The 6,046-nt window shown below is 36.7% G+C and carries 4 protein-coding genes; 3 read left to right on the top strand and 1 reads right to left on the bottom strand.

All coding sequences use genetic code 11. From position 1 onward, the window contains the following. Window positions 1-2,013, top strand: a 2,013-nt coding sequence (locus C7H19_RS13460) for a beta strand repeat-containing protein (protein ID WP_146136516.1), incomplete at its 5' end; no start/stop codon positions are given. 91 nt (window positions 2,014-2,104) lie between these two features. Here C7H19_RS13460 and C7H19_RS13455 read toward each other — a convergent pair. Then, window positions 2,105-3,448 (bottom strand): proton extrusion protein PcxA, encoded by a 1,344-nt coding sequence (locus tag C7H19_RS13455; protein WP_106457395.1) that lies wholly within the window; start codon window positions 3,446-3,448, stop codon window positions 2,105-2,107. A 172-nt stretch (window positions 3,449-3,620) separates the two neighbouring features. Here C7H19_RS13455 and C7H19_RS13450 point away from each other — a divergent pair, with 172 nt between their 5' ends. Both C7H19_RS13450 and ndhO read left to right on the top strand, forming a co-directional pair. Beyond that, the gene (locus C7H19_RS13450) at window positions 3,621-5,768 is read left to right on the top strand and encodes a PD-(D/E)XK nuclease family protein (protein ID WP_106457394.1); all 2,148 of its coding nucleotides are present in this window, start codon (window positions 3,621-3,623) and stop codon (window positions 5,766-5,768) included. A 58-nt stretch (window positions 5,769-5,826) separates the two neighbouring features. Continuing rightward, window positions 5,827-6,045, top strand: a complete 219-nt coding sequence (ndhO, locus tag C7H19_RS13445; RefSeq protein ID WP_106457393.1) for an NAD(P)H-quinone oxidoreductase subunit O — start codon at window positions 5,827-5,829, stop codon at window positions 6,043-6,045. Window position 6,046 lies beyond the last annotated feature (1 nt).

The raw sequence follows: 6,046 nt of genomic DNA, 5'->3' as shown, positions 1-6,046 counted from the left end.
ACTGGAAGTACGCAGACTCCGATTACTCTGTCTAATGGTACAAGTATATCGAATTTTGAATATTTTACTAACCTCACTACTGGTAGCGGAAATGACACCATCAGCTACACACAACGCTTGAATCAAAGCATCAATACAAGCAGTAACGACGATACAATTAACTCAGGAAATGGAATTGATACCGTCGATGGAGGAACTGGAAACGATGTATTAATTGTCGATTATTCTAGTAATACATACACGGGAACATCTCCACAAGCTGGCATCGGCACTTCTATTTATAGTAATGGTGCAGGAGGATTCAACGGTTCTTACGGAGCCTACTATAATAGAAATTCCAACTATGACCAAGTTAGCTTTTCCAACATCGAGCGCTTTTTGATTACTGGTACACTTGTCAATGATAATATCAGCACAGGGGCTGGTAACGATACCATTAATGGGGGTGCAGGAAATGACACTATTAATGGGGGTATTGGCATCAATATTATCGATGGAGGAACTGGAACTGATATTCTAGTCGATGCTAACTTTAGTTCGGCAACTACGGCATTAACTATTAATGATACTGGTGCAATCGTCATTACCCTAGCTGATGGTACTAACATATCAAATATCGAATACTTCACCAACCTAACAACAGGTAGTGCTAATGATACAATCAGCTTTAGCCAAAGCTTCAATAACACTATTAATACTGGTAGTGGTGATGACACGATTAATTCAGGGAATGGAAATGATAACGTTGATGGAGGAACTGGAAACGATGTATTAGTTGTCAATTATTCTAGCAATCTTTATCAAGGAACCTCTCCACAAGCTGGTATCAATACTTATATCTACAATAATGGTGCAGGAGGGTTCAACGGTTCTTATTCTGCATACTACAATACTGGCAACTATAACTTAGTTAACTTTTCCAACATCGAGCGCTTTTTGATTACGGGTACAGTCGCCAATGATAACATCAGAACCGGGGATGGTAACGATACGATATCTAGTGGTGCAGGAAATGATACCATTACAGCCGGTTTAGGAATTAACATTATTGATGGTGGAACTGGAACTGATATACTGGTCGATGCTAATTTTAGTGCGGCAACTACGGCATTAAGTATTAATGATACAGGCATTACCCCAATTACTCTAGCTGATGGTACTAACATATCAAATGTTGAATACTTTACCAACCTAACCACTGGTAGCGCCAATGATACAATTAGCTTTACCCAACGCTTTAATAACACTATTAATACGGGTAGTGGGAATGACACGATTAACTCAGGATTAGGAAATGATACCGTTGATGGAGATAATGGAAACGATCTGCTAATTATTGATTATTCTAGTAATACATATACGGGAAACTCTCCACAAGCTGGCATTAGCACTAATATCAACACCAATGGTGCAGGAGGATTCAACGGTTATTACTCCGCATACTACAATACTAGCAATTATGACCAGGTGAATTTTTCCAACATCGAGCGTTTTTCTATCACTGGTACACAAGCTAAGGATGATATAACAACTGGTGAGGGCAACGATACCATCTCTGGTAGTGGAGGAAACGATAAAATTACCGCAGCCGGGGGAAGTGATGTCTTAAATGGTGGTCTTGGCAATGATACACTATTGGGAGGAACGGGTAATGATGTTCTTACTGGTGGCGATGGAATAGATAATCTTACTGGTGGTGGTGGACTAGATCAATTTATCTTTAATGCACCATCGGAAGGCATCGATATTATTACCGATTTCAAAGTTGTTGATGATACCATTGTTCTAAGCGCGTCAGGTTTTGCCGGTGGGTTAGCAATAGGTACACTTGCTGCAAATCAATTTATTATCGGTTCTGCGGCAACTACGGCAGACCATCGCGTGATTTATAATTCTACTACTGGCGGTTTATTCTTCGATGTGGATGGTGTTGGTGCAACCGCAGCGACTCAGTTTGCGCTCCTAGATCCCGCTTTGCTTCCCACTAACGCTGACTTTTTAGTAATAGCATAATTGATGTAAGGGTTTGGTCTTTCTACCCTATTAATCACCAATTTAATGATTTATTATGTAGGGGTTTGGTATCCAAACCCTTTTATATTCATCATTCATTCATATTACGATAAGTCGCCACCGCCGACGGAGAAATACGATTAAGATAGCGGAAAATCCAATATTTTAAGACAGTATCCAAAATCACGGGAAAAGTAGCAATAAAAAGGAAATTAAAATCACGACTTTCTGATAAACCGAAATGGCGTGCTGTATTTTCTAAAATAATTTCCCAACCATGAGGAGAGTGGAAACCAACAAACATATCTGTAAAAAGAATAATCAAAAATGCTTTAGCTGAATCACTTAAATTGTAAACTATTCCATCTAAAAAGCCTTTAACAATTTCGATTTCTCTGCGACTAAAAACAATTACAATACCAAACGCTACAACGGAAAGTAAATCTGCAAAAACGTTAGCGATCGCATCCGTACCACGATGACGATATTCCTCGGAAATTTCTTCGGCTTTTTGTTTAACTGATGTTTCAACTTCTTCTAATGATAGCTTTGGAGTGAGTCCAATTAAACCTTTAAAATGTAATGATTCTTCAAACTGTCTTAATTCCACAAAAGCTTCTTCTTCATAATCTTTATTTATAAAAATAACTTGCTCATGATTTTGAGAATATTGTCTAACTATCGGATTAATCAAAAAAGTTTTGGTGACTTGATGAGTTAATAAAGGAACAATGATTATTAAAAGTAAAAACTTAATCGACATTCCCGTCTGATAACGAGAAAATCGATATCTTTGTAAAACTGCTTCTTCGCTTTCTACAGATTTCGGATCAATATCTTGTTTAATTTTATTAATTGTATTTAAAAAAGAACGAGGTAAAACACCCGATTTATCTGTTACTTTTGACAGATTTTTCCTCTCATTATAATCAGAGCTATTTTCCATAAAATCAAATAAAGCTCGACTTTTAGCTGAAAAATTAGCTTGATTTCTAATAGAAGCAGAATCAACACGACTTAAACTACTATTATCAGTAACATAAATCTCTTTAACTCGATACTTAGCTAAAATTTCATCAACAAATTTAAGTTGCTCAAACATCAGTAAATCATGATCAATCTCACCCAACTGAGTCTCACTATCTCTAAATCTTGGACGAATGTTTACTAAATTTGCTAAAATACCAATAAACCGACTCGTTTCATATTCAGCCTTTCTAATTTTAATGATTTGTAAAAAACCCTTGACTTCTGTTCTAAAAGAACTTACTACAGAATCCCCATAATTAGTAAATTCTTTTGATACTTTTTGTCCATTGAAATATTTATCTTCAATCTCCTTAATTTTTAAAGCGGCTCGATAAGCTTGATCTAATGATCTTTCCGGGGTTTTAGCATACCATTGAATAATTGTTTGAATAAAACTTCCGATCATAGCAACACTAACATTTAACCTCAAACTTCTAAAATTTAATTAAGATAGATAATTCGCTTTAATGTATCGAACTAAAGGAGGAAAAATTCAACAATTTTGCTTAACTGAGAAAGTCTGTCCGATGTGAAATAACAAACAACTCATCAACCATTTTTTATTCTATGTATATGATATGTTAACAGAAAAATTCGACAATATAAGCCGCTCTTCTTCTCCCTTGTGGATAAATGGAATAACTCGCAGTGGAAAAACAACTTATTTAGTCAATTCATTTCGTCAATGGGTTTTAGAAAAACGCAGTTTAAACCCGCTAAACTCTAAAACAGAGAATCTCGCAGAACAACTCGCAGCATCAGTATTAGTTTTCTCAGCTAATGACGATAATCGTAAAATACTCGTGGATTTACTCTCTGCTTCTGTTTCGGGTAGCTATCCTGTGTTGTGTAAAACTCCTCTAGGATTCATCACAGACGAAGTAATGCTATTTTGGCCTTTATTGTTTGAACAACTCAATCTTAAAGCTCAATTTCCCCTCCGTCTACGTCCCGAAACTGAACAAGAATTAGCAACCCGTTTATGGCGCTTGCATTTTCCCAATCCTCCCACCGGAATCAGTGAATCTCGTTTGGTGCGAACAGTATTAGACTTATTACAGTTAGCGGGTGCGAGTGGGGTTTCTCTTGAAGATATCCCCATAATACTCGATAATGGTCTATCTAATGAAGATCAAGCAATCTTAAAAGCGATCGATCCTGAACAAGGTATCAAAAAAGCGGGCGAATTTCTTGACATTTGGCGCAAATGGTGCTTAGACAGAGGACTTCTTAGCTATGGAATTATTTATGATCTGTACTGGCAATTTTTGTTACCCCATCCGAAATATGAAAATCAGTTAACCCGACGTTTTCAAGCCGTTTTCGCCGATGATGTAGACGATTATCCCGCAATTGCGAAGAATTTATTCGATTTTCTCTTAGATCAAAATGCTTACGGTGTTTTTACCTTTAACCCAGATGGTAAAATCCGTCTCGGATTAAATGCAGATCCAGATTATATATACACATTAAGAGCAAAATGTCAAATAAAAAACCTCGTCGAGTCTCAAGGATTAGCAACCGAATTTGAAGAAACAATTATCCAGTATATTACTGAGCCAATTTATCTAACGAATTTACCCAATAAAATAGAATCAATACAAACGATTTCTCGTGCTGACTTATTAAAAAAAACCGCACAAACTATTATTCATGCTATTAAACAAGAACACATCAACCCTGCTGATATCGTTATTATTGCACCTGGTTTAGATGAAATTGCCCGTTATAGCTTCATCGATACTTTAACTAAAGAAAATATTCCCGTACAACCTCTTAATGAACAACGTCCTTTAAATAGTTCTCCTTTGGTACGCGCAACCTTAACCCTTTTAGCTTTAATTTATCCTGGTTTAGGACGTTTGGTGACACAAGATGCAGTCGCTGAAATGTTAGTTATTTTGAGTGATAAAACCTCAACATCAGCGAATATTGATCCCGTGAGAGCCGGTTTAATCGCTGATTATTGTTATCATGTTGATCCAGAACATCCATCACTTTTACCTTTAGAAACCTTTGGAAGATGGGATCGTTTAGGCTATCGTGCAGCAACAGCTTATCAGAATATAGAACAATGGATCAATGAGATTAAAGAATTACGATCGCGCTTCACACCGATCATGATTTTAGATCGTGCCATAAAACAGTTTATTAATAAAGGTAAAGAGCGAACATTTTTTGAACTAGCCGTACTACGAGAATTGATGGAAACCGCACAACATTACTGGGAAGTCGATCGCAGATTACGGCAAAATGAACCTAGTTTCCAATCATCCACAGATACGATTTGTTCATTTATTCAATTATTACATCGAGGGACAATTACGGCTAATCCTTATCCAGTGAAAAATTACAACAATAATAAAGGAGGCGTAATTTTATCGAATATATTCCAGTATCGATCATGGCGATCGGTTCATCGTTGGCAATTTTGGTTAGATACAGCCTCTCCACTGTGGCCAAAAGGAGGAGCAGCTACATTATATGGTGCGCCTTTATTTTTACGCAATAGGTCTAATCAAGTTTGGACACCAGAAGATCAAGAAATAGCCGATCAAGAGCGTTTACAACGTATTGTAAAAGATTTATTAGGACGCGCCACCGAAAAAATTATTTTATGTCACAGTGATTTAAGCGTTAATGGAACCGAACAAAATGGAATTTTATTATCATTAGTCCAAGCATCTAGAGAAATAAAAGACTTAGAACTGGTTGAAACAGTCTAAGCCAAACTGTGTAACAATTTGTATAAAAAGTACAACAGAAACACGAAACCTAACAATTATGGCAGCTACAATCAAAAAAGGGGCATTAGTTCGCGTTGTTCGAGACAAACTAGACAAGAGCTTAGAAGCAAAAGCTAGTGATAGCCACTTTCCCGCTTATTTGTTCAACAGTAAGGGGGAAGTCGTAGACATGAACGATGAATACGCCCTAATTAAATTTTATGTTCCGACTCCCAATGTTTGGCTCAGACTAGATCAAATTGAACCTACCGAATAAA

Source organism: Aphanothece hegewaldii CCALA 016 (assembly GCF_003007785.1).
In the GTDB taxonomy this organism is placed as follows: domain Bacteria; phylum Cyanobacteriota; class Cyanobacteriia; order Cyanobacteriales; family Microcystaceae; genus Chroococcus; species Chroococcus hegewaldii.
This window is presented reverse-complemented; position numbering and strand designations above follow the sequence as displayed.